This window comes from Paenibacillus alkalitolerans (assembly GCF_016482785.1).
GTDB lineage: Bacteria > Bacillota > Bacilli > Paenibacillales > YIM-B00363 > Paenibacillus_AE > Paenibacillus_AE alkalitolerans.
The window spans coordinates 353,064-377,696 of the sequence record NZ_JAEMXM010000003.1; the positions used below are offsets into that span (position 1 = coordinate 353,064).

Below are 24,633 nucleotides of genomic sequence, written 5' to 3' on the forward strand. Positions count from 1 at the left end.
AAAATGAGCGCTGTAACCGGAGTTTCTCCGGTTAGGAGGGTGCGGCGGGCCGAAAATGAGCGCTGTAACCGGAGTTTCTCCGGTTAGGAGGGTGCGGCGGGCCGAAAATGAGCGCTGTAACCGGAGTTTCTCCGGTTAGGAGGGTGCGGCGGGCCGAAAATGAGCGCTGTAACCGGAGTTTCACCGGTTAGGAGGGTGCAGCGGGACGCGCTCGCTGTTACAACCTGCAGCAATGTGTCGTATCCGCAAGCACAACTTGTCCGCTTATGGTAAAATTGTGAATTGGTGATGACTATTGGCTCAAACGAAGCATTATGTCGTATGGGTCGGGCGGAAGCCCGGCATATATGAGACATGGAACGACTGCAAAGCGCAAGTGGACGGCATCCCGGGCGCGAAATATAAGTCATACGGAACGAAACAGGAGGCGCAGCGCGCTTACGAAGCGGGATGGGAGAAGTCGTTTCGCGAAGCGGGCAAGAGCGGCGCAAAGAAATCGCCGGCAAGCGCCGCGAAAACTAAAGCGGCCGCGGCCGGCTACGATGCCGACAGCGTCTCGGTCGACGCGGCGTCAAGCGGCAATCCGGGCATCGTCGAGTATAAGGGCGTCGACACGCGAACAGGCGAAATACTGTTTCATCGCGGCCCGATCGCTAAAGGAACGAATAATCTAGGCGAGTTTCTGGCGATCGTGCACGCGCTTGCCTATTTGCACAAGCTTGGAAGCAATAAGACGATTTACAGCGACTCAAAGACGGCGATGAAATGGGTGCGCGAGAAGCATGTGGCGACGACGCTCGCCCGCGATTCGTCGACGGAGGAGATATGGAAACTGGTCGACCGGGCGTTGGCGTGGCTGAACAACAACACGTACCGCAATAAAATCGTCAAGTGGGAAACGGACGTGTGGGGAGAAATCAAAGCCGATTTCGGCAGGAAGTAAGGCAGGGGCTTACATGGAAACAAAATACAAGTTAATTGCAATCGATATCGACGACACGCTCTTGACCGACGATCTGCAAGTGACTCCGGGAACGCGGGAGGCGCTCTCTGAGGCGATTCGCCTGGGCACGGTCGTTACGCTGGCGACCGGGCGCATGTTTTCGTCGACGAAGAAGGTGGCCGGGCAGCTCGGGCTGAACGTGCCGATCATTACGTACCAAGGCGCGCTTGTTAAAAATTTACTCGACGGAGAAGTGCTGTATGAGCGCAGCGTGCCGGAGGACGTCGCTCTGGAAGTAGTCGCTTACGCGCAGCAGCGAGGCCTTCATCTGCAAGGATATATCGATGACAGGCTGTACGCCGCCGAAGAGAATGATAAAGTGAAGGCTTATTCTAAGCTCGTCGATGTTCCTTACGAAATAGAAGCAAACTTTCACGGCGTCGCAAAGCGGGGGAGCACGAAGTTGCTGATCATCGACGATCCGGACAAGCTGGATGCAATGATCCCGGAGCTGAAGCAAAAAATCGGCCAGCGGGCCCACATTACGAAATCGAAGCCGAATTTTCTCGAAATTCTACATCCGGAAGCGACGAAGGGCCATGCTTTGCTTCATTTGGCCGCGCATTACGGAATCGACCGCTCGGAAACGATCGCCGTCGGCGACTCGTGGAACGATCACGAGATGATCGAAGCCGCCGGACTCGGCGTCGCCATGGCCAACGCCGTGGAGCCGCTTAAGCGGGTGGCCGATCATATCACCTTGAGCAATAACGAAGAAGGCGTGCGTGCGGTAGTGGAACGGTTTATACTAGGGAAATGATAATCATTTCACATGTAAGAAAAACTTCTACCGAAGTAAATCAATAAAAAGGGGCGGTTGTGCCGTGGCCATCGGAACCAGTGTCATTATGCGGATTGAAATGGACAAGACGAAAGTGGGATTCGCTCAAGTCATATCGGAAATTACGAACGCGGGCGGGGACGTCGTCGCTATCGACGTCGTCAGCGCGGGCAAAGATTCCGACACGCGCGACATTACCGTCAATTTGACGGATGCCGACTACGACAAGGTGGTCGACGCTCTCAGAGCCGTCCACGGCATTCGCGTCGTCAACGTATCCGACCGGACGTTCCTCGTTCACCTCGGCGGCAAAATCGAGATGCAGCCGAAGGTGAAGATAGTAAACCGGGACGATTTATCCCGCGTGTACACACCTGGCGTCGCTCGCGTCTGCATGGCGATTCACGAAGACCCGAACAAAGCCTTCTCGCTTACCATCAAACGAAACACGGTGGCGGTCGTATCCGACGGAACCGCGGTGCTCGGATTAGGCGACATCGGTCCTCACGCCGCGATGCCCGTGATGGAAGGGAAGGCCATGCTGTTCAAACAGCTCGCCGGCGTAGACGCGTTCCCGATTTGCCTGGACACGAAGGATCCGGAAGAAATTATCCGGACGGTAAAGCTGATCTCACCCGCATTCGGGGGGATCAATCTGGAAGATATCGGCTCCCCTCATTGCTTTGTAGTGGAAGAGCGGCTAAAACAGGAGCTTGATATCCCCGTGTTTCACGACGACCAGCACGGAACCGCGGTAGTCATGCTGGCGGGACTGCTCAACGCGCTGAAAATTGTCGGAAAGCCGATCGAACAGGTGAAAGTCGTTCTGGTCGGCTGCGGCGCCGCGGGTACCGCCTGCTCGAAAATTTTGCTTTCCGCAGGCGTAGGCGAATTGATCTGCGTCGACCGTCCGGGCGCCCTGGTCAAAGACGAAACGTACGAAATCGACAATTGGAACTGGCTCGCACAGCGAACTAACCCGAAAGGCCTTCGCGGAGGAGTACCGGAAGTGATCGGCGGCGCGGATGTGTTCATCGGCGTCTCGCGGCCCGGTGTACTGAAGGTCGATGATATCCGAAAGATGGCTGCGGACCCGATCGTATTCGCCATGGCGAACCCCGAGCCGGAAATATCGCCGGAGGCGGCGGAGCCGCATGTGCGGATAATGGCGACGGGACGGGGCGACTATCCGAACCAGATCAACAACGTGCTGTGCTTCCCCGGCATGTTCCGAGGCGCCTTGGATTGCCGGGCGCGGACGATCAACGAGGAGATGAAGATTGCCGCGGCCCGGGCGATTGCCTCCGTCGTCACCGACGACGAATTGAACGAGGCGTACATCATCCCCTCAACGTTCAACGACAAGGTGGTGGACCGCGTCTCCCGGGCTGTCGTTCAAGCGGCGCTGGCAACGGGGGTCGCCCGCCGCGTTCCGAAGGAATTCAGATGACGATACGATGCAACCTTGGTCCGGTACTGCTCCGGGCTGAGGTTGTTTCGCTTTTTTATGAGAAAAACGGTTTGCCAAGCCCCCGGTTTCTAGTAAACTTAATAGTGTGAAAATACTGTCAAGGAACAGCGTAAAAATGAGGGGGGCGAGTGATGTCTTATGTATCGACTGGTATTGCCGGTTTAGACAATATTTTAAACGGAGGCATACCGGCTGGAAATACAGTTATTCTGGAAGGCGCGCCCGGTACGGGGAAGACGACGCTCGGCGTTCAATTTCTGTATCACGGCGCTCTGGAGAAGAACGAACCGGGTATTTACGTTACTTTCGAAGAGCTTCCGAATCAAATTTATCAGGAAATGAAGTCCGCGTTCGGCTGGGATTTGCGCTCGCTTGAAAAGAGGGACATGATTCGGGTCGTTTGCCTGTCGCCGGAAACTTTTCTTGATCAAATGACGGAACCGAATGGCCTTGTAGAGCAAATCATCCGGCAAATCGGCAGCAAGAGGCTTGTCATCGACAGCATTAGCTTATTTAAGCTGGCCGCGCCGGCGGTCGACGGGCATAGAAAAAGTTTTTACAGCGTAAGGAACATACTGCGGAAATTCGCGCAAACATCGCTGCTGCTGCAAGAACAAAGCGCCGAACAATCCGCTGTGATTCCGTTCGAGAATTACGTTGTCGACGGCGTTATACGGTTGGCGATGAAGGGTCACCTGCAAAATTACCGAAAGCGAACGCTTGAAGTGCTGAAGATGAGAGGGACCCGGATATTCGAAGGGGAGCATCAGTATAAATTTACCGGCGAAGGAATTCATGTGGTGCCCGCTTTGTCGATGGTGGAAGACAAAGTTGTAAACCTTGAGCAGACAACGCCGACGGGAATCGCACGACTGGACCAGCTATTGCAAGGAGGAATCCCCGACGGCACCGCGTTCCTGATCGATACGAACAGCAAGGCAAATCACAAATATATGCTGGCAAGCATCTTCGCGTCTCAGCTCAAGGCAGGCAAGAAAGTCGTATCGCTCATTTCCAGCTTAGGCACGGTTCAAGACGTGGAGAACGGCTTATCGCTGTTCGATATTTCTTTAAAGCGGCATATTAGAAACCGGGAAATTTTCTTCATCGAACATTTTAAGAGACCGTACCCTGCCGAATATGCCGACGTTATCATCGATGTCAGCGATTTGAACAACGAGGAGTACAAGCCTGTAGTCCGCGAGAAATTAAGTCCTATAATGGCGGAAAGCATTAGCAGGGGCGAGAAGTGGTTCGTTTATTACGATTTGAACACGGTGTTTTCCCAGCGCGGTTCCCAGTTTGTCAGCCGTTTTTTCGCCGAGGAAATAGCGACCGCCAAAGCATACGGCCTTACGGTGGTCACGTTATGCAATTTCGCGGAAATGGAAGGAGAAGTCGCATCGTACTTGGAACGCTCCTGCCATGGTGTCATCAAGACTTGGGTCGACGGCAACTATCAATATTTGCAGCTGACGAAATCACCCAACGGAGTCATATCCGAACCGATGATCGTTGAGAGTTCGAATCAAATGCCTTATGTGAGCTTGGTTTAGGAGGCGGGTCCGATGAATGAGAACGATCTTCTGACATTACGAATCGAATGTACGATTTTCTTTCAAGGGAATCCGTATTCTTTTGAAACCGAAGAAGGCTTGGCGGTACGGATGGGGAGAAAAGTCGAACACATCAAGCCGGTGCTCAACGAGCTGGTGAATTCGTCCATCTTGGAAAGGACGGGCCAAGGGGACAGGGCCATATACCGCTATGTGGAACCGTTGTTCACGGATGGGACGGTACTGCGATGATTAGGGAGGTTCCTCCGGAACTGCTGCAAAGTGTCCGGGGGCTGCTGGCATCCAATCATTCCGTATCTGTAATCTTGACGGAGAAGAACGGCCGGCACGGGGCGGTCCCGGCTTACGGCAGCGACTTGTCCCGACTTGTGTTTGAAACAATGCTCCCGGGGAACGGAAAGGATCGCCAGCCGCTTGCGCTTAACGGAAAACCTGTGCTGCTGGACAGCCCGGTCCCTGGAATTCAATACGCAGCCGTATCCGTTCCGGCGGCCGGTCATCAAGTCTTCACCTTGTTGTGCGGGGTTTTGCTGGAAGAAGAGTCGCTTCCTGCCGTCAAACAATACATAATGGCGAAGCAAAGCGATTCGGCCGTATGGCTGGGGGCGTTAAGCGGGGAGAAAATATGGACCGCGGAACAAATTCGGCGGCTGTTGGACGGAATGGAACGGTTGTAGCAGTTGTTGTCTTATTTGCTCAGGGCGGGCAATTATGCTTTCCTTTATCGAGACCTTATCGGCCTGCTGGATGAAGCGGCGGCGGCGGCGGAATCCGGCGGCATCTTGGAATCGTTGGTAAATATAAACGGCTATCTCGATTTTGCGGGATTTGCAATCCCGGGAGAGCGGAATCAATACCGAATTGCAGAATACAGCGGGCCGAACCGTGATGAATGGATGAATGCTTCCTTTTCGTACGGCGAAGGTTTTTTGGGACAAGTGTGCATGTTGGGACTTCCCCGCAGCTGGACGCATCTGGAAGCGGACCCCCGGACAGCGTTTTTTCGCGAGAAAGGCTTGCAGCCACGCCATATTTTCGGTTATCCCGTCGTTGTCGATTCCCAAACGTCCGGCGTCTTGTTCGGAGGCTCTTTGACGAAGCGGGATTTCGACGACGACTTCGAGTCTTTTTTGCATATTTTGTCGCTTTTCATAGGAATGAAGCTGCAGCTCGATGCATTGAAGAAGAAGAAACAAAACCACACTACGCAGCTCGCGGCGCTGGTCGAAATATCCAAAATCATGAATACGGCTACCGATTTAAAGAAGGTGCTTTACGTATTGGTCGATGTAAGTTTGATATTGTTGAGCCAAGCGTCGTTTTGCCATCTCTTGATACAAATACCCGGTTCGCCGAAGGCGCAGATCGTTTCCAGAGGGATAAAGAAGGAGCAGGTCCAGTCTTACAGCAAAACGATCATCGACCGCTATTTCACGCCCGGAAATAAAACGTTGCTGACGGAACCCGAATTAACCGATTATGGCGACGGGGAGTCCGTATTGACGTGCCCCATATTTGTCCGGTCCGAGCTGTGCGGAATTCTCAGTGCGAAACTTCCGAATAGCGCCGTATACGAGCAGTCGAAGGACATTTTTTCGACCTTTATATTTTTATCCGGAATCACGTTGGAGCGCATATTGTCGGGTAGCGTAAAGGAAGAGCTTTACAAGAAGGCCAAGCTGCTGCATGAAGCCGCGAAGGTGTGGAACAGGCAAGCCTACGATAAGGCGGCGCGCATTCAAGAGCTGGCGTTGGAGTTCGCCGATCATCTGGGCTTGCCTCCGGGCGAAAAGGAACATCTCTCCGCGGCATGTTTATTGTGCGTGTATCCGGATTCCTATCTCCGAGAACAGCTGGCGGGGGATGCGCTGCTATCCGTATTGGAACGCTACATCTCTCTGAAGGGCGGGACTTCTTCCGAAGCGGTCATGCCGTCGGAATACCCTTTATCGAGCCGGATCCTGCTGTTGGCGTATACATACCTCGAGCACAACGAGCAAATATCTCCGCTGCATGATCTGATTGCCGTGGAGGAGCCGCTTCGCAGGGATTTTATCGCATTCGTGATGAAGAAGTTTACCGTCGATTTGGAGATGGCCATCGGCCGCCGGGCTGCTGCTTCGCCGTCCGATCATATTGATTTCGAGCAGCTCAAGAAGAAAATCAACATCTCTTCCAGAGAGCAGGATGTGTTAAGGCTTATCCTTAAAGGCTTAAGCAATCGTGAAATCGCGGAAGAGCTGTTTATCAGCGAGCATACCGTGAAAAATCATATCACCAACATATTTCACAAGCTGGAAGTGACCGACCGGGCGCAGGCCATGGCTCGCGTTTATAATATGGGGTTCCAGCATTAAGCATTTTCCTATTCGACTCCTACCTAATGTAGGAGTTTTTTTATTTTTAGGAGCCTGCTCCTATTTTCCGTCTTTGAAGGATCGAATGAGAATACCGGGCGATTGGATTGAGGGGTGACTTCTTGCACAATAGCATTAAACTTAAGCAAGTTTAGAAGAACCGGAAGGAAGATGAGTAAATGCCCCACAGCTACGTGATCGACAGTACCGAAGGCTACTATCAACATGTTTTGGATTTCATTGCGAGCGACGTTTGTTCGTTCTTGATGAAAAGATTGTGCTCCCACCACTTGCCGACCTATCACCATTCGCTCAGAGTAGCGATGTACAGCTTCTCGATCGCCGATAAAGTCGGATTCAATGAACAGGAGAAAGAGATTCTCTTGCGTTCCGCTTTATTGCATGACATCGGAAAACTGATGGTTCCGCACACCATTTTAGAAAAGAAAGAGGAGCTACAACCTCAAGAATTGGAAATCATTCGCGGGCACAGTTATCTCGGAGTGGAAATGTTGAGGGACTTGATTAATGAAGAATTGGTGGATTCCGACATCATTATGTATCATCACGAAAATTTGGACGGAAGCGGGTATCCGCTTGGAAAGAGGGAAAAAGATTTGTCTTTGCTTGTGCGCATAGTACGGGTTGTGGACAGCTATGACCGGATGACCTGGAATCGCGGATACAATGTGCCCAGAACCAGCGAAGAAGCTTTAACGGAATTGTACCGTTGGAACGATGTGTGCTACGACGGCAGAATCGTCCGGTGTTTTCACAAGATTTTGGCTGAAGCGTAAGAAAACCTCTTTATTCAATGAAGCAGCCTCAAGCTCAAAAATTGCCTCGCGATACTAAATTAGCGGGGTGCATTTTTGAGCTTTTAAATTATTGACGGCATCAACAACGCGCTGTATTAATATCCGATATACTCCCGCAAATAGCCGGTGCACTCACTGACGCCGTCGGGGCGAATGCTGAAACGCTCCTGATGCAGCTGCCCGTTGTTAATGTGCGTTCGAATCAACCCCGCCGCCCGAAGCGCCATCATGTGGTGATGAACCGTTCCCTTCGACAGTCCTGTGTGGGACACGACTTCGGTAAAGCTGCGCGGCGACGGCGCCAAAAAGCGCAAAATGCGTATCCGGCTTTCGTCGGCAAGCGCTCTCGTAAGCCGCATGAGCTGTACCGGGGGATTGTTTTCGTCTGCGGGAGGGTCCACGGGGTACAGTATCATTCCCAAAGTTTTGAATATTGCGTAGCTGTTCAGCGGCCGGAAATGCACGGTCGGTGCGAGCACCATCTCCTTAAGCCGGTCGTCCGGCTCCATAACGACGCCTCCGGTGGCGACCTCCACCAGCTTCGTAGGCTCCGCTGCCGTCTGCGCTTCCGCTTGCCTCCTTACGGCATCCGCCTTCGCCGTTTCCAGCCATCCGCGGTCCACGCGTCCGAAATATGCTTCATCCCATTTCTTCAGCATACGAACCGCTTCTTGCATCGTGTCTCCTAAATCGCTCGGCAGAGGGCCGGGGGCTTGCGGAGACAGCAATTCGAAGAGGCGCCCCGGGGTTTGTTCTCCCAGCCATTCAAGAAACTCGGCGATTCCGCCTTTCTTCGGACTAAGATATATCAACAAATATAAGTACTCGAAGGTGATCTCGTCGAATTTTCCCGCATCCGTTCGAAACTTCGGGGAAACCGATTCGTCAACGTATTTAAGCCATGAACTCCCGATGTCGAGATTGCGCGTCCATTTGCGGCGGCTGTAAATCATGAAACTGACAATAAGCTCGTACACCGGGGAATGATCGAACTGAACACGGTACGACATGTTACGCCTCCGAAACTGGATTATTTCCATATCATAATCGAACCGAAAGGTTTCAATCAAATCGCCGAAGGTATATGTTCACATTTTGTCCATAATTTGTTCGGTTTTTGGCGCAACAGTAAGTTGAGTGGGTTCGTTAAGTAAATGGTTGTCTTTTTACCGTCGGATAAGAATTTACAATTTTATCACTGAAATATAAAAATTCTTATGATATAATATAGCCGAATGCTGTTTGATGTCGGTGAAACATATAAATTAGTATGATCATATTAGAACCATCGACGGCAGCAGCAAAGTATAGAGACAGGGGAGATGGAGAAACATGTTGAAAAAATGGTTGATCGGTTTGTTTGCAGTAGGCTTGGCATTGGCGGCGGCAGGCTGCTCCGGTAGCGGCGATAACGCGGCGGCAACAAACGAAGAGCAGGCTTCCGAATCCGCGGAAAACACGGATAACGCGGAAGGCGCAGCGGGTGAAGAACCTGCAGCCGAAGAGGTTGACCCGGCAATCGAGTATCAGAAAGCGTTCAACGCCGCAACGATTGCGGAAGGCAAGTTGAACACGCTGTTCCATAAGGATGCAGCCGAAGACGGCACCCCGGTGTTGAACACCGTGACGAAGACATCGGAAGCCGCGCGCGAATTGCTGCTCGGATACTTCGAAGCCGCATTGGCCGATCAAATTATCGCACACTACGTAACGGACAAAACTGTCGACGCGGGAATCGTTGTGAATGCGGAGCCGTTCTTCCCGTCCACTTTGCAAGGTCTGAAGTTTGAAGACGTGACGGTGGAAGGAACGAAGGAAGCTACGACGATCGCGACGAAAGACAACGTTGTGTACACGGTAAGCTGGAACGAAGAGGGCAGCCGTTACATCGTTACTAAGATTGAGAAGAAATAGTTGATCTGTTATAGCTTGATTCCCTGTATGATGGGATGATAAAGTAATACAAAGAATAAATGCAGTGGCGAAGAACGCCCCGTTAGCCGAACAGGCTGCGGGGCTTATTTTGTTTACTTGGGAAAAGGAGGAGCGATGACGTAATGGACAAGTTTAAAGAAGAATACGGGGTGTGGCTTGAGAAACATAAGCTCGCGAGAAGCGGGGAAAGGCTGCGACGGTTGAAAAAGGTCACGGGCATGCGGAGAAAGAACTGCTTGAGCAAGTGCTTTGGCCTGTGCTCGGCACGTTGGACGATTTGCACCCGGAGTATGAGGTAGTACATTTTAACGGGAAGAAATATTTCATGGATGTGGCGTTGGTACGGCCGGCGTTATTGGTCGATTTTGAGGCGGACGGATTTTCGTCGCATGTAACGCTCATGGACCGGGGGAAATTTTGCGCGGAGAAACGACGCGATGCGCAGCTGCAGCTTGCCGGGTGGAAGATCGTTCGGATCGCATACGACGATATCGAGGATCAACCGCTGCAATGGCAGCAGGCGGTAAAGGGGTTGTTGAGTTTGTGGACGGGGGAGGTACGCGAGGCGGGACATTTTAGCATCCAAGAAAGGGAGGTGGTTAGATTAGCGCGGAAAAAGGATGTGATCTCGGTTGATGACGTGTGTGATTTATTAGGTGTAGGCGATCGGATGGCAAGAAATCATTTGAAGTCGTTACAACGTAAAAAGGTGTTGATCCCAGCTGTTTCAGGCAAGCAACGAGTGCACTACTATAAGCTAAGTCCGTACCAGCGTGCGCTATAGTAGAATAGCGGAAATAAATTTCCGCTAGAGGGTAGCATGGTCAAATTTCTTATACTGTAGCGGAAACAAATTTCCGCTGTACCCGAGACAACAACGCAATTTAACTATTTGGTGATCCGTAGCGGCAATATATTTCCGCTCTGCATTCTTAAAAGTGATGATAGTGAGGATTGCGGAAAATTCTTTCCGCTGCAGAACCAAGAAAGAGGAAACAAGGCGGTGAACCGCTTGAGCGGTCACCGCTTTGGGCTCCACACCCGTTCCCAACGGTGTCGTTCTACCGTACAACCTTGAAGTTGAAATGCGAATGCCCAGCATTCATGTAAATCCTGGATGAAAGAGCGATGAGCATCTCCGTGCCGCGGGCGGAGGTGATGTCCCAAGACATGAACTATTTCCGCCAAAATCCCCCCCCCCCATATCCCGCACCTATAACTACAATACATGAAAACTATCCCGCTGCAATCGCGGCTTTATTCACAAATACCTTCAAAAACCGAATATATCGGACCTTGCGGACCGGCTCGCGACCTGTGGAACCGGAGTTCCGGAGCCGCCTCCGTACGAATTGCGCCTTCCTTATACTGGACATACTTGCGTAGAAGCCGAAAAAGATGCAATATGTTGCATGCAACCACACCAGACAACGAATCATTCGGAGGCGACACTCATGTATAAATTGATGCTTGTCGATGACGAAGCCGACGTTCGCGAAGGCGTCATACAGGAAGTGGACTGGGCGTCGCTCGGATTCGAAGTCGTGGCGACGGCGGAGAACGGCAAGGAAGCGGCGGAACTGCTCGACAAAGCCGAACCGGATGTCGTCGTTACCGACATCAGCATGCCGTTCATGGACGGGCTCCAGCTTTCCGAAACGATCCGCAGCTCCCGCCCCATGACGAAAATCATCATTCTTACCGGCTTCGACGAATTCGAATATGCACAGCAGGCGGTCAAGCTCCACATTGACGAGTATTTGCTCAAGCCGTTCTCATCCCAAGAATTTATTGACGTGCTTCGCAAAGTGAAGCGGCAAATCGACGAAGAAACGGCATCCCGCGAAAATATCGAAACGCTGCAAGAGTATTTTCGCCAAAGCCTTCCCGTACTGCGTCAAGTATTCCTATCGTCACTCATGACGCGCAAGCTGACAGGGCAAGAAATCGAAGCGAAGTCGGAATCGTACCGCCTCCCGCTCGGAGGGCACGGATACGTGGTGACGGTGTTTCGGGTCGACGCGCCGTCCGGCGGAGAAAGCGGAGCAGAGCCGTCCGTCCGCATCGCCGCGGATAAGGAGCTGCTGCAGTTTGCGGTGTACAACATCGCGGAGGAAGTCGCGGACAAGCATGAGCGGGGAATCGCTTTCATTCTTGGGGACGATGTGGTGCTGTTGACCGTGAGCCGTCACGCGGCGGACCTGCAAACCGCGGTGGAACAAACGGCGGCGACCGCGGAAGAAATACGCCAGAGCGTCGAGAAATATTTGAAATGCACGATCACGGCCGGCATCGGCTCCGCCACGGCCAAAATAACCGAAGTAAAATACTCCTACGAATCGGCGCTGCAAGCGCTGAACTACCGGCTTGTGCTCGGCAGCAACCGGACGATCCGCATCGGCGACGTCGAAACCGGCACGCGCACCGAAGCGGTCCGTTTCGACGAGCTGAAGCAGCAAGCGCTTACCCGCACCTTGAAGGTCGGAACGGCGGCGGAGCTCTCCTCCATGATCGATGAGTTTTTCAAGGAGCTGCACGAGGCCGAAAGCTCGGTGAAGGATATCCAAATCTACTTGCTTGAGCTGGTGACCGCAATGCTGAAGGTCGCCAAAGACGCGGGCGTTCCGCTTGACGAGGTGTTCGGCCGGGATGCCAATTTGTTTGCGCGCATCGACCGTCTGCAAGACTTGGAAGCGGCAAAACGATGGACGTACGAGACAGGCGCGAAAATGATGAGCCATATCGCCGCAGGCCGCCAAAGCACGCAGAGGACGTTGATCGAGCAGGCGAAGGAATACGTCAAGCTCAATTACTCCGATCCGGACATCTCGATCCAGAAGCTGTGCGACCGGCTCCATATAAGCGCCGGCTATTTCAGCAGCATCTTCAAAAAGGAGACGAAGGTAACCTTCGTGACGTATTTGCAGCAGGTTCGCATGGAGGCCGCCAAAGAGCTGCTGCGGGCAACGGACTTGAAGACGTTCGAAATCGCGGAGCAGGTCGGTTATGCGGATCCGAATTACTTCAGCTTCTCCTTCAAGAAGCTGTTCGGCATTTCGCCGAAGGATTACCGCAACGGCGAGAGGGGGACGGCCGATGCGTAAATGGCTGCGCAGCGTTCAATTCAACATTACCGCCGCCTTCGTGTTTTTGTCCGTCCTCGTCATGTTGCTTGTCGGCGTGCTTCTCTACGATAAATTTGCAAGAACGGCCGAGCGCAACGCGGTGCTGACGACGCAGCAAATCGTGCAGCAGGTAACCTTCAATGTGGAAGCATACTTGCGCGGCACGTCCGTAACATTCGATTTGATCGACGAGAAAATTCGCGGCGCGAGCCGGTTCCCCGACCCTGCGCTGGAACGGGAGCTCGACACGGTGCTCGATACGCGGGAGGATATCGTGTCGATCGCCGTATTCGGCAGACGGGGCGGTCTCATTGCGGACATTCCGTCCGGCGAGCTGCGCAAAAACACCGGATTGACGTCGCAGAGCTGGTTTCTAGCGGCGCTGTCCGAACCGGACCGCGTGTCGATCTCACCTCCGCACGTGCAGAACCTGTTCAAGGGACAATATCCTTGGGTCGTGTCGCTGAGCAAAGGCATGACCGCGGTGCGCAACGGAGTCGAGACGGAGGGAGTTTTGCTGCTGGACGTAAACTTCAAGACGATCGACACATTGATGCGCAAGGTGACCCTCGGGCAAAAAGGTTACGTATACATCATCGACGGCGAAGGCAACATTGTGTACCACCCTCAGCAGCAGCTGATTTACGCGGGCTTGAAGAGCGAGAACGTCGAGCGCGCGATGAACGTATCCAACGATTCCTACAAGGACGATTTCGCCGGGGAAGAGCGGCTGATCACGGTCCAGTCGGTCGCCGGCACCGGCTGGAAAGTCGTCGGAGTGTCGTACATGGACGAAATCGTCACCACCAGAACCGAGCTCACCGGATTTATGCTGCGGCTTATGCTCGCTGTACTCGTTTTCGTCATCCTTTTGGCGTATCTGCTGTCTTCCAATCTGTCGAGGCCGATCCAAAGCTTGGAACGGTCTATGAAGCTCGTCGAACGGGGCGATTTCGACACGCCGATTCACGTTCGGGGGTACGACGAGGTGGAGAAGCTGTCGCGAAGGTTCAACATCATGGTGTCGCGGGTGCGGCAGCTGATGGACCAAATTGTGGAGGAGCAGGAGGAGAAGCGGAAAAACGAATTCGAGGTGCTTCAGGCGCAGATCAATCCCCATTTCCTATATAACACGTTAAATTCCGTCGTGAGGCTGGCGGGCTCCGGCAAAAACGAAGAAGTCGTGACGATGATTACTTCGCTGTCGAAATTTTTCCGCGTGTCTTTGAGCAAGGGCAAGAGCGTCATCCCGGTACGCGACGAACTCGAGCATATCCGCAACTACTTGATTATCCAGAAACTCCGCTTCAAAAATAAATTCGAATTCGAAATAACGGCGCAGGATGAAGTATTGGACCTTATGACACTGAAGCTGCTGCTGCAGCCCATTGTGGAGAACGCGATTTACCACGGCATCGAGAAGATGGTCGACCAAGGCTATATTTCGATTTCCGCCGCCATTGTCGATGGCAACGTGCGGTTTCAAGTGAAGGACAACGGCTTGGGCATTCCGTCCGACCGGCTGCGGACGATGCTGAACGGGTCGAAAGCCGGCGGCGAAGGCTCCGGCGTCGGCGTGCGCAACGTGCATGAGCGCATTCGTTTGTACTACGGCGACAAGTACGGATTGGACGTTGAAAGCGAGCTGGAAGAGGGGACGACGGTGAACATCTGGATTCCGGTGGTGAAACCATGAGACGTGGCGGGAGGACAATATTTCGCGCGGCGGCATTATTGACTGTGATGGCGCTTCTATTTACCGCATGCGCGGGAGACGAAGAATTGAATGTTCCGCAGGCGCCCAAGAAGAAAATCGCGATGGTTGTGAAAATGATGCACGGGGACTACTGGAATACGGTGAGAATGGGTGCGGAGACGGCGGCGAGGGAATTTAACGCGGAGCTGCTGTTTGCGGCGCCGGAAGAGGAGACCGATATCGACGGGCAAATCCGGATCGTGCGGCAATTCGTCGAAGAAGATGTCGACGCGTTGGTGCTTGCGGCGAGCGATTATATGGCGCTAGGCCGCGTCACCGACCAAGCGGGCAACGCGGGCATTCCGGTCATCTCGATCGATTCGGAGGTCGCCTCCACGAAGGTGCGCAGCTACATCGGCGCCAACAACTATGTCGCGGGCCGGCAGGCGGGCATGGAGCTGGTGGAGCACACCGGGGATAACAGCAGGGTGGCGATCGTCAGCTTCGTCGAGGGCGCGCGCAACGCAAGCCAGCGGGAAGAAGGCTTGTTGGATTTGCTGGCGCAATATTCCGGCGTCACGGTCGTGGATATGCGCTACAGCGAATCGGATTTGACTACGGCGGAACAAGTGACCCGCGACATTCTTAAGAAACACGGGACGATCGACGGTATCGTAGCGTTAAACGCGATCGCAACAAGCGGCGTAACCAACGTAATCCGGCAAATGGGACTTGAAGGCAAGGTGAAGGTGGTCGGGTTCGACAGCACTTCGGATATTATGGAGATGCTTCAGGAAGGAGTCATCCAGTCCACAATCGTGCAAAATGCGTTCACAATGGGATACCTGGGCGTAAAGCATGCGATAGAGGCGACCGAAGGAATGAAGCTGCCCGAACGCGTTGACAGCGGCACGGTCATCATCGACACGGAAAATATGTTTTTCGAGGAGAACCAGAAGCTTCTGTTCCCGTTCGTGAAATAACATGTGAGAATTTCGATAGAACAGATGAGAATATTCAATTCCGAATAAACCTCTCTTCGTTGATAATGAAGCCGTAGACGAAAAATATTAACGACATGAATCAATTGGGGAGGTTTCTTTTTTATGAAAAAATTAGCTTCGATGCTGGTTGCCGGCGCAATGCTGTCGGCCGTCGCCGCGGGCTGCGCGCAGTCCGGAGGCTCCAACGCAGGCGGAGGCGAAGGCGGATTGCCGACGATCGGGGTGGCGATATACAAGTTTGACGACACGTTCATGACGGGCGTGCGCAACGCAATTTCGAACGCGGCGGAAGGCGTGGCGAAGGTGGACATCGTGGACAGCCAAAATTCGCAGCCAACGCAAAACGATAAAGTCGACTTGTTCATTACGAAGAAAGTCAATGCGCTTGCCATCAATCCGGTAGACCGTACGGCAGCCGGCGTCATTATCGATAAAGCGAAAGCGGCGAATACGCCTGTCGTGTTCTTGAACCGCGAGCCGCTTGCGGACGACATGCAGAAGTGGGATAAAGTGTACTACGTCGGCGCGAAGGCCGAAGAGTCCGGCACAATTTCCGGGGAACTGATCGTGGATTACTGGAAAGCGAATCCGGCTGCGGACAAGAATGGAGACGGAGTGCTGCAATACGCGATGCTCAAGGGCGAACCAGGGCACCAAGACGCGGAGCTGCGCACGCAATATTCCGTTAAAGCGATTGAGGACGCGGGAATCAAGGTCGAGAAGCTTGCCGAAGACACCGCTATGTGGGACCGCGTGAAAGGCCAAGAGAAGATGGCCGCATTCCTGGCCGCTCACGGCGACAAAATCGAAGCGGTGCTTGCAAACAACGACGATATGGCGCTCGGCGCGATCGAAGCGTTGAAGGCCGCGGGATACTTCAAGGGCGACAAATACATGCCGGTCGTAGGCGTGGACGCGACGGCTCCTGCTCTTAAAGCGCTCGAAGACGGAACGATGCTCGGAACGGTATTGAACGACGCGGTGAACCAAGGCCAAGCGACGTTGAAAATCGCCGCGGCGCTTGCGAACGGCGAGACGCCGAGCAAAGAAAATACCGGCTACGACATCGTCGACGGCAAGTACGTATGGATTCCGTACGTGAAGATTACGAAAGACAACATCGCGGACGCGAAGCTGAATTAATCTGTACCGCTTAAGCTGCACAGTTTGGGAGCAAGCGAATGGCCGCGTTGCTCCCTCTCTTTTTTCACACGATTCGGAAGGAGGGCGTCAGGATGGCCGAATATTTGCTGGAGATGAACGGGATTTCCAAGGAATTTCCCGGCGTGAAAGCACTGGATAACTTGACGTTGAAGGTTCGGCCGGGTACCGTTCATGCGCTTATGGGAGAGAACGGAGCCGGGAAATCGACATTAATGAAATGCTTGTTCGGGATTTATAAGCCGGATGCGGGAGAGATCCTGCTGAACGGTGAGAAAGTCGCAGTCAACAGCTCGAAAGACGCGCTGGATCTCGGGATATCGATGATCCATCAAGAGCTCCACCCGGTGCCGCACCGGAACGTAATGGAAAATTTATGGCTCGGACGTTTTCCGAAGAAAGGGTTGTGGCCGTTCTTGTTTGTCGACCATCGGAAAATGCTTCGCGACACGGAGAAGCTGTTTCGCGATTTGAATATAGATATCGATCCGCATACGCTTGTCGGCCAGCTGTCGGTGTCCAAGATCCAGTCGATCGAAATCGCCAAAGCCGTATCGAACAATGCGAAAGTGATCGTTATGGACGAACCGACATCGTCGTTAACAGGCAATGAAGTGGAGCAGCTGTTCAAAATTATCGCCGATTTGAAGAAGCGCGGCGTAGCCATTATATATATTTCGCACAAGATGGAAGAAATATTGCGCATTTCCGACGACGTAACGATCATGCGCGACGGCAAGCATATCGGCACATGGCCGGCGAGCGAAATGACGACGGATCTGATCATTTCGCGGATGGTCGGCCGCGACTTGACGCAGCGGTTTCCGCAGCGTTCGAACGTGCCGGGCGAAGTGCTGCTTCGCGTGGAGCGATTAACCTCGCCTCATGACCGTTCCTTCAAGGACATGAGCTTCGATCTGCGTGAGGGAGAAATATTGGGCATCGGGGGGCTCGTGGGCGCGCAGCGTACGGAAGTGATCGAAGCGCTGTTCGGCTTGCGGTCTGTAGTATCCGGGAAAATTTCGATCCGCGGCAAAGAAGTGAATATCCGGACGCCGGAAGACGCCAAGAAGAACGGTATGGCGTTGTTGACGGAGGAGCGGCGCGTGACGGGCATTTTCCCTGTGTTATCGGTGCTTGAAAATACGGTTGTCGCGAATCAGCGGCGGTTTCTCAATGGGGCCGGATTGCTGGATGACAAGAAGCGGCGGGACATCGCCGAAGAGTACGTACAGAAACTGAGGGTGAAGACGCCTTCGGTGGATACGCTGATCAAAAATTTGTCCGGCGGCAACCAGCAGAAGGTTCTGCTCGCGCGCTGGCTGCTGACGAACCCCGATATACTGCTGCTTGACGAACCGACGCGCGGCATCGATGTCGGCGCCAAGTTCGAAATTTATACGCTTATCGCCGAACTCGCGAAGCAAGGCAAGGGCATCATTATGATTTCGTCGGAGATGCCCGAGCTGCTCGGCATGTCGGACCGCATCATGGTCATGCGCGAAGGACGGCTGTCGGGCATCGTTGACGGGGCGTCGGCGACGGAAGAGAAAATTATGCGGCTAGCCGCGCAGTATTCGGCATAACAGAGGGAGGAGATTGCGGCATGACTACGGCAACAGCCAAGAGCACGCAAATCGGCGGTGCTAAAAAAATCCAAAATTTCGCAACGCAGAACGCTATTTATATCGTGCTTATCGTTTTGATTGCGGGAATCGCGCTTTGGGATCCGAGATTTTTATCGATCACGACATTGCGGGATATATTGCTGCAAAACTCCACGCGCGCAATCATCGCGTTGGGAGCGGCGTTTATTCTCATCACGGGCGGCACCGACTTGTCTTCGGGCAGAATCGTCGGTTTTACGGCGGTTATATCCGCTTCGTTGGTGCAGGCGGCAAATTACCCGCAGAAGTTTTTCCCCGGGCTGGCGGAAATGCATATTATTGTCCCGGTGTTGCTGTCGATATTGGTGGGCATGCTGTTCGGTTTGTTGAACGGATTCATAGTCTCTAAATTCAGCGTCCCGCCGTTTATAGCGACGTTAGGCACAATGGTCATCGTCTACGGATTGAACTCGCTTTATTTCGATATGGAGCCGAACAATTCCCAGCCGATCGGCGGACTCAGAGACGACTTCACGGCGATTGGAACCGGAGCGATCGGGCCTGCCGGGCCTTATTCGATTCCTTATCTCGTTCTCATCGCTGCCGCCGTGTCCGTCATCGTATGGATTATTTTCAATAAAACGACGTTGGGCAAAAATATGTACGCGATCGGCGGCAACGTGCAGGCGGCTACCGTTTCCGGCATTAACGTAAGCCGCAACCTCATCTATATTTATTCCATCGCCGGGGCTCTGTACGGATTGGCGGGTATGCTCGAAGCGGCGCGTACAGGCGGCGCGACGAACAACTACGGCTTCATGTACGAGTTGGATGCGATCGCCGCGTGCGTCGTCGGCGGCGTATCGACGGCCGGCGGCGTCGGCAAGGTGCCCGGTATTTTGGCCGGTGTCCTGATTTTCGGCGTCATCAACTACGGCTTGACATTCATCGGCGTCAGCCCGTACTGGCAGCTCATCATCAAGGGCTTGATTATTATTGCGGCTGTCGCTTTCGACATCCGCAAATATTTGGCGAAGAAGTAAGAGTTGGGTGCGGGGCGCATGCCTGTTGTGCGGCATACCATCCGGCGGTTCTTTGGGGCGTGACTTACCATCGAATCCGTCCGACGGCGCCTTAACAGACATTTACATCGGCACCTTTCTGAAGCATCACACGCCGTCTCCTTCTTTGGAGGCGGTTTTCTTTTTCGCCGGCAGCAATGCGAATACGCTTTATTGCGTGCGGGAAATCTACTGATGCATGAATGATGCTAATAATTGGGTACGGAAGGAGCAGGCGCATGTTGAACCCGGTGATGGACGACAAAGTCGATGCGTACAAGCTTGGAGTCGGCCATATGAACGAGTCGCTGCCGAACGTGGTGGAAGCGTATCACAATTTTACCGCCGAATGCTTCGCGGAAGGCGCGCTAAGCGCCAAGCACAAACAGCTGGTTGCGCTCGGGATATCTTTGTTCGCAAACAATGAGGTGTGCACGTTTTATCATGTGACTGAAGCGCTCTCCAAAGGGGCAAACCCGAAGGAGATTATGGAAGCGGCGGCGGTGGCGGCCGCGGTGGGCGGAGGCCATGCGATGAGCCAGGGAGTCACTCGCGTGCAGCATGCGTTGGAGGGAAAGCTGCCTGTGTCTTGAGGGGACGGGCAACGGAGGACCGGGGCGTGTTTGCGCCCCGGTTTTTATCGTTAACGGAAAATCCTGTACTTAACTTGGGGGTTGGGAAACGAGGATGGCAGTTTAACGGAATTTCTAGTACCTTTTGAGTCCGGTTTGAGATGAAACCCCTAAGTATCGGCCAATGTTAGTACACAAATTACCGCTTAGTTGCAGAATCCGTTCGATCAAACTTGATTTAAGTACATAAAATTCCATTAAGCCTTTATTGCCCGCTGCCGGGCGAGCCGGTGCCGGCGGGTGATGCGGCGCCCTCCGGTGCCGTCGGCTGCGGCGCGGCGGTTTCGGCTGCTTCGCCGCTTGAGAGTGCTGCTGGCTGCTGCGCTTTCGCCGCTTCGTCTTTCGCGGCCTGCAGCTCCCGCTGCAGCGCGCGGATTTGACGGTACATCTTCACAGTCCGGAATGTGCCGAACAGGCCGACGGCCAACCCGCCGGCAAGCGCCGAGCCTAAAATCACCATAATGAGAGGAAACTGAGCCGTGCCGAACACGTAGTCAACCGGAACCGGTTCCACGTTGGTGACGGAAAACACGGCGATGACGAGTGCAAACACCAGTGCGAAAATAAACGTCCATTGCATCTTCATTATGTTCCACTCCTAATTATTCACCTAGTCAAGTTATAACATAGCGAATGATTCGGCACCATATACAATCAGGAATTACTTTACAACCGCGACATAACCCTATTAAATAGAACTATTGGAGATTATTGATATCGGGGAAGGTGAGGCCGGATGTATAGAGTCGTCCATTTTGAGCTGCTGTCACGGCACCCCGAACGGACCGCGGCATTTTACGGCGAAGTGTTCGGTTGGAAGACGGTTCGCGGAACCGGCGATTACTTGCGGTTAATAACAGGCTGCGATGAAGATAAAGGCATTAACGGCGCAACGGTCCGGCCTCTTAACGAGCGGCTGCCCGCGCAGGCGGTGAATACGGTGCAAGTGCCTGATTTGGAGCAATCCGTCGCCACAGTTTGCGAACACGGGGGACGCACGCTGTCGGACATTATCGACTTGCCCGGAACCGGGAGATTTGTGTATTGCGCCGATCCGGAGGGCATCCCGTTCGGGATGATTGAGTATGCGACATGAAAAACCGTTCATTCTCGCTGCTTCTTTTCAACCACACGGCCGGGAATTTAGCGGACATTTTGTACATAACGGTCATTGTGCTGCATATCTACGAATTGACCGGATCCGTATTGGCCTCGGCCTTGTTTCCGTTTGTCCGGGTAATTGCGAACTTCGCAAGCTCGTTCGTATCGCCTGTTTTGCTCGGGCGCGTTCCTCTTGTCAGAATGATGTCCGTCACCCGCATAGGAGAGGTTTCGGCGATGGCGGGCCTGGCCTTATTTGCTGTTTCCGGCTTGGATGCGGTTTGGCTCATCTTATCGATCGTGTTCGCCACTTCGTTCATACAGGGCTGGGCGAATCCCGTAACGTATTCGTTGATTCCCAGGCTCGTTGACGAGGCGGGTCTTTCCCGGGCGAACGGAATGTTAGGCACGGCGAGGGAAATTACGAGTGTAGTCGGTTGGCTGTTGGGAGGAATCGGGGCCGTATGGCTCGGCGTGCCGAACATGCTGGCGGTCTCGGCCATATTGTTCGCCAGCGGAGCCGTTGCGGTTCAAGGGCTGCGCGTTCGCGCCGGAGGAGAGCCGGCTGAGGGCAAGTCCGAGGGAGGCTCCCCTGCGGATAAATGGACGGCCATCCGTCTAGGGTGGAGCGAGCTGCTTCGGAACCGGACAGCCCGGTTCATTACGATTATGGATGCAATCGAGGGATTCGGTTATACCGTGTTTATCGGTTCGTTCACGCTGACATTCGTGGAGATTCAGCTCAACCGCGGTCCTGAATATTGGGGCTATATTAACGCTTCCTATTTTGTCGGAATGATTGCAGGCGGAGTGCTTGTTACGGCGGCAGCCAAGTGGCTCAACCAAAGGCTTCCTCTGGCAATGGCGCTCGGGTCGCTCGGTTACGGCGCAGCGGACGTTGTTCCAGCTTAACGTAGCGGAACCGAAGCTTCCGAATACACTGGTGGCGCATGGAGCGCTCAACTCCGCGGTATTCGCTATCTCTATGCTGTTGGTCGGATGGATGGCGGAACGTTTCGGGCCGGCGAGCATTTACGTGTTCGGAGGATCGTTAAGCTGCATCTCCGCGGTAATTGGTATCGGCATGTTTATAAGGCTGAGGGGCGAGATTCGCCTTCCGTCCGAAGCGGGGAATAAGGAGGGAGTCAGGGCATGACCTTGAGAAAACGTTACGAAAACCCCGACGGACCGCCTGTTGTAAGGACATTCGCCGATTTGAGAAGGTGGAGGCGGGAACGCCGTGAGAAAGTGAAGGATTTGTCGTACCGGGTGCCTAACGTTGAACCGAACGTCGAATGGCTGCGCGGGAACCGCTCGGAATGCTCGGTGACGGCTGTGGGGCATGCGACGTTTTTGATTCAAACCGGCGGATTGAATGTGATTACCGATCCCGTGTGGGCGGAGAGGATGGGTTTTGAACGCAGACTGTCGCCGCCCGGACTGAAGCTGGACGAGATTCCGCCGATCGACGTGGTGCTTATATCGCACGGGCATTACGACCACCTTCATTTGGGCAGCTTGCGCCGTCTCCCGGGGGATTTCACCGCGTTCGTGCCCGAAGGGCTCGGACGATGGTTTCGCCGGCGCGGCTTTCGGCGCGTGCGGGAGTTTTCATGGTGGGAGGAAGCTTCCGTTGAGAATGTCTCGTTCGCTTTTGTTCCGGCGAAACATTGGACAAGGCGCACGCCGTGGGATACGAATACGTCCCATTGGGGAGGCTGGGTGATCAGCGGAGGTAATTCGCGCTTGTATTTTGCGGGTGACAGCGGGTATTGGAGCGGGTTTGCGGAAATCGGGGAACGTTTTCCCGGTATTGATTTGGCCTTGCTGCCGATCGGGGCGTACGAGCCCGAATGGTTTATGAGCGAATCGCATATGTCGCCGGAAGAAGCGGTGCGGGTGTTCGCGGACGTGGGAGCGCGCACGTTTGTGCCGATGCACTACGACACGTTCCGTCTGGCGGACGATACGCCTCGAGAGGCGCTGCAACGGTTGGAGGCGGAATGGAAGCGAAGAGGATTGGCGAAGGACAAGCTGTGGGTGCTGCCCTTGGGAGAAACTCGGTTGTGGTATTCGCCCGATATCACTATAATGTAGTGAAATGGACAACTAGTTGGGCTGCAAGCCGGTAGGAGAGTGGAAAAAGATGAAGAATGCAAATTGCAAAATTCTCGACTGTACGGTTCGCGACGGCGGACTCGTAAATAATTGGGATTTCAGCGTCGATTTCGTGCGGGAATTGTATTACGGGTTAAGCGAAGCCGGCGTGGAGTATATGGAAGTCGGGTACAAAAATTCTCCGAAGCTGTTGAAGGGCGCCGATGCGGGACCATGGCGGTTCTTGGACGAAGCGTTCTTGCGCGAAGTCATTCCGAACAAAACCGACACGAAGCTCTCGGCTTTGGTCGATATCGGCAGGGTGGATGAGAACGACATTTTGCCTCGTGAACAGAGCATGCTCGACCTCATTAGGGTCGCCTGCTATATCAAAGATGTGGACAAGGCGATCGAGCTCGTCCGGAAGTTCAACTCGCTCGGATACGAGACGTCGATCAATATTATGGCGCTGTCGCATGTCATTGAGACGGATTTGAGCGAAGCGCTGCAGGAGATCGCGGCGAGCCCGGTCGACGTCGTGTATATCGTCGATTCTTACGGAAGCTTGGACAGCAAGGATATTTCGTATTTGACGACGAAGTTTTCGCGCCTTCTTCCGGAGAAGACGCTTGGGATCCATACGCACAATAACATGCAGCTGGCGTTCTCGAACACGATTGCGGGCATTGAGAGCGGGGTAACGTTCCTCGATTCGTCCGTATTCGGAATGGGACGGGCGGCAGGCAACTGCCCGACGGAACTGCTTGTCAGCTACTTGAAGAATCCGCGCTATGAAGTGCGCCCGCTGCTCGGCATCATTGAGAAGCATATGATCAAGATGCGCGAAAAGTGGGAGTGGGGATACATCATCCCGTATATGATCACCGGCTTGCTCAACGAGCACCCGCGCACGGCGATGGCGCTTCGCTCGAGCGCGGACAGCGACAAGTACGTCGAGTACTACGACCGGTTGACTACGCCCGAAACCGCGTTCGGCGCGGGTGCGGCGAAAAGCGAGTAAGGCTTCGACGCCGATTGGCCGGTAAGGCCGGTGTTAGTAACGAGAATGGGCCGGTGTTAGTAACGAGAATGGGCCGGTGTTAGTAACGAGAATGGGTCGGTGTTAGTAACGAGAATGGGTCGGTATCATAGCCGGTGTAAGGGTTTGGTCGTTGCCTTCGGTTCGGGTTTCCCGAGCCGAAGGCTT

At 53.8% G+C, this 24,633-nt stretch carries 24 protein-coding genes; 22 read left to right on the forward strand and 2 right to left on the reverse strand.

From position 1 onward, the window contains the following. Positions 1-295: 295 nt before the first annotated feature. The 8 genes from rnhA to JET16_RS08425 all read left to right on the forward strand — a co-directional run bounded on the left by rnhA (position 296) and on the right by JET16_RS08425 (position 7,986). Positions 296-943, forward strand: a complete 648-nt coding sequence (rnhA, locus tag JET16_RS08390) for a ribonuclease H (protein ID WP_199615345.1) — start codon at positions 296-298, stop codon at positions 941-943. A 13-nt stretch (positions 944-956) separates the two neighbouring features. Next, a complete protein-coding gene (locus tag JET16_RS08395; RefSeq protein WP_199615346.1) occupies positions 957-1,763 on the forward strand; it encodes a Cof-type HAD-IIB family hydrolase in 807 nt (268 codons plus the stop codon). Positions 1,764-1,851: 88 nt separating this feature from the next. Next, entirely contained in the window at positions 1,852-3,234 is a 1,383-nt protein-coding gene (locus JET16_RS08400) for an NAD-dependent malic enzyme (protein ID WP_199615405.1), read from the forward strand. A 152-nt stretch (positions 3,235-3,386) separates the two neighbouring features. After that, positions 3,387-4,811, forward strand: coding sequence for an ATPase domain-containing protein (locus JET16_RS08405; RefSeq protein WP_199615347.1), 1,425 nt, complete (start codon positions 3,387-3,389; stop codon positions 4,809-4,811). A gap of 12 nt (positions 4,812-4,823) precedes the next feature. Continuing rightward, entirely contained in the window at positions 4,824-5,063 is a 240-nt protein-coding gene (locus JET16_RS08410) for a hypothetical protein (protein ID WP_199615348.1), read from the forward strand. Beyond that, positions 5,060-5,509: a hypothetical protein gene (locus JET16_RS08415; protein WP_199615349.1), complete on the forward strand. Its 450-nt coding sequence runs from the start codon at positions 5,060-5,062 to the stop codon at positions 5,507-5,509. Before JET16_RS08410 ends, JET16_RS08415 begins: the two co-directional genes overlap by 4 nt. Before the next feature lie 6 nt (positions 5,510-5,515). Next, on the forward strand, positions 5,516-7,189 hold the full coding sequence (locus JET16_RS30785; RefSeq protein WP_325176643.1) for a LuxR C-terminal-related transcriptional regulator: 1,674 nt from the start codon (positions 5,516-5,518) through the stop codon (positions 7,187-7,189). A gap of 179 nt (positions 7,190-7,368) precedes the next feature. Further along, a complete protein-coding gene (locus JET16_RS08425) occupies positions 7,369-7,986 on the forward strand; it encodes an HD-GYP domain-containing protein (protein ID WP_199615350.1) in 618 nt (205 codons plus the stop codon). 116 nt (positions 7,987-8,102) lie between these two features. Here JET16_RS08425 and JET16_RS08430 read toward each other — a convergent pair whose 3' ends face one another. Next, complete coding sequence (locus JET16_RS08430) at positions 8,103-9,017, reverse strand: ArsR/SmtB family transcription factor (protein ID WP_199615351.1); 915 nt, start codon at positions 9,015-9,017, stop codon at positions 8,103-8,105. Between the two features lie 322 nt (positions 9,018-9,339). Here JET16_RS08430 and JET16_RS08435 point away from each other — a divergent pair, with 322 nt between their 5' ends. The 9 genes from JET16_RS08435 to JET16_RS08475 all read left to right on the forward strand — a co-directional run bounded on the left by JET16_RS08435 (position 9,340) and on the right by JET16_RS08475 (position 20,189). Continuing rightward, a complete protein-coding gene (locus tag JET16_RS08435) occupies positions 9,340-9,921 on the forward strand; it encodes a hypothetical protein (RefSeq protein ID WP_199615352.1) in 582 nt (193 codons plus the stop codon). Between the two features lie 277 nt (positions 9,922-10,198). Next, on the forward strand, positions 10,199-10,726 hold the full coding sequence (locus JET16_RS08440; protein ID WP_199615353.1) for a hypothetical protein: 528 nt from the start codon (positions 10,199-10,201) through the stop codon (positions 10,724-10,726). Between the two features lie 670 nt (positions 10,727-11,396). After that, positions 11,397-13,046, forward strand: a complete 1,650-nt coding sequence (locus JET16_RS08445; protein ID WP_199615354.1) for a response regulator — start codon at positions 11,397-11,399, stop codon at positions 13,044-13,046. Then, on the forward strand, positions 13,039-14,763 hold the full coding sequence (locus JET16_RS08450; RefSeq protein ID WP_199615355.1) for a cache domain-containing sensor histidine kinase: 1,725 nt from the start codon (positions 13,039-13,041) through the stop codon (positions 14,761-14,763). Before JET16_RS08445 ends, JET16_RS08450 begins: the two co-directional genes overlap by 8 nt. Further along, entirely contained in the window at positions 14,760-15,746 is a 987-nt protein-coding gene (locus JET16_RS08455) for a substrate-binding domain-containing protein (RefSeq protein WP_199615356.1), read from the forward strand. The genes JET16_RS08450 and JET16_RS08455 overlap by 4 nt, the downstream gene beginning before the upstream one ends. A 123-nt stretch (positions 15,747-15,869) precedes the next feature. Continuing rightward, a complete protein-coding gene (locus tag JET16_RS08460) occupies positions 15,870-16,910 on the forward strand; it encodes a galactose ABC transporter substrate-binding protein (protein ID WP_199615357.1) in 1,041 nt (346 codons plus the stop codon). 92 nt (positions 16,911-17,002) lie between these two features. Beyond that, the gene (locus tag JET16_RS08465; protein ID WP_199615358.1) at positions 17,003-18,514 is read left to right on the forward strand and encodes a sugar ABC transporter ATP-binding protein; all 1,512 of its coding nucleotides are present in this window, start codon (positions 17,003-17,005) and stop codon (positions 18,512-18,514) included. A gap of 20 nt (positions 18,515-18,534) precedes the next feature. Then, positions 18,535-19,578, forward strand: a complete 1,044-nt coding sequence (gene mglC / locus JET16_RS08470) for a galactose/methyl galactoside ABC transporter permease MglC (RefSeq protein ID WP_199615359.1) — start codon at positions 18,535-18,537, stop codon at positions 19,576-19,578. Positions 19,579-19,835: 257 nt separating this feature from the next. Continuing rightward, on the forward strand, positions 19,836-20,189 hold the full coding sequence (locus JET16_RS08475) for a carboxymuconolactone decarboxylase family protein (protein ID WP_199615360.1): 354 nt from the start codon (positions 19,836-19,838) through the stop codon (positions 20,187-20,189). 244 nt (positions 20,190-20,433) lie between these two features. Here the strand turns inward: JET16_RS08475 and JET16_RS08480 are convergent, their stop codons facing one another. Next, positions 20,434-20,814: a LapA family protein gene (locus JET16_RS08480; RefSeq protein WP_199615361.1), complete on the reverse strand. Its 381-nt coding sequence runs from the start codon at positions 20,812-20,814 to the stop codon at positions 20,434-20,436. 150 nt (positions 20,815-20,964) lie between these two features. On the opposite strand from JET16_RS08480, the gene JET16_RS08485 reads away from it, so the two are divergent. From JET16_RS08485 to JET16_RS08505, 5 genes are read left to right on the forward strand one after another with little or no spacing between them, the layout of a single operon-like run. Then, the gene (locus JET16_RS08485) at positions 20,965-21,324 is read left to right on the forward strand and encodes a VOC family protein (protein ID WP_199615362.1); all 360 of its coding nucleotides are present in this window, start codon (positions 20,965-20,967) and stop codon (positions 21,322-21,324) included. Further along, positions 21,321-22,241, forward strand: a complete 921-nt coding sequence (locus JET16_RS08490; RefSeq protein WP_199615363.1) for an MFS transporter — start codon at positions 21,321-21,323, stop codon at positions 22,239-22,241. The genes JET16_RS08485 and JET16_RS08490 overlap by 4 nt, the downstream gene beginning before the upstream one ends. Further along, on the forward strand, positions 22,228-22,485 hold the full coding sequence (locus tag JET16_RS08495) for a hypothetical protein (RefSeq protein WP_199615364.1): 258 nt from the start codon (positions 22,228-22,230) through the stop codon (positions 22,483-22,485). The genes JET16_RS08490 and JET16_RS08495 overlap by 14 nt, the downstream gene beginning before the upstream one ends. A gap of 2 nt (positions 22,486-22,487) precedes the next feature. Next, entirely contained in the window at positions 22,488-23,426 is a 939-nt protein-coding gene (locus JET16_RS08500; protein ID WP_199615407.1) for an MBL fold metallo-hydrolase, read from the forward strand. A 49-nt stretch (positions 23,427-23,475) separates the two neighbouring features. Further along, on the forward strand, positions 23,476-24,447 hold the full coding sequence (locus JET16_RS08505) for an aldolase catalytic domain-containing protein (RefSeq protein ID WP_199615365.1): 972 nt from the start codon (positions 23,476-23,478) through the stop codon (positions 24,445-24,447). Positions 24,448-24,633 lie beyond the last annotated feature (186 nt).